A 430-nucleotide genomic window follows, 5' to 3' on the forward strand; every position below is an offset into this window, starting at 1 on the left:
AGCCCCACACCGCCATTTACTTTAGCGCAGCACGTCCCGATATTTGGAGGGGTCCGCCTCGGGGGCGAACTTGGGGGCCTGATCCTTATCGACGAGCACCGCCCGCACCCCTTCCGCAAAGTCCGGCTCACGCACCATCACGGCACCGAGACGACGCTCATTGTCCAGCGCGCCGGCCAGATCCTGCGATGCGTTGGCTGCGATGAGTTCCGCCGCCGCCACGAGCGACGACGGGGACGCCTGCTTGGTCAATTCCTGCACCTTCTCGCCGAACTCGCCGTCAAGGCGCTCGCGGATCTCGGCCCAGGAGCCGGTGAAGGTGGCCTCGATGTCCTCGTACAGTGCCTCGAGCTGCGATTCTCCTTGCTCCAACCCGATCTCGTCGAGGTAGCCGGGCCCGTGCTCCACGATCCCGTCGAGCACCCCGTCA

Annotated in this window: 1 protein-coding gene; it reads right to left on the minus strand. The window is 65.8% G+C overall.

Annotation, left to right across the window (positions count from 1 at the left end):
- Positions 1 to 21 precede the first annotated feature (21 nt).
- The coding region (locus HMPREF2791_RS12265; protein ID WP_246825468.1) for an enoyl-CoA hydratase/isomerase family protein at positions 22 to 430 on the minus strand (409 nt) is incomplete at its 5' end.

The organism is Corynebacterium sp. HMSC034A01, from assembly GCF_001838175.1.
GTDB lineage: Bacteria > Actinomycetota > Actinomycetes > Mycobacteriales > Mycobacteriaceae > Corynebacterium.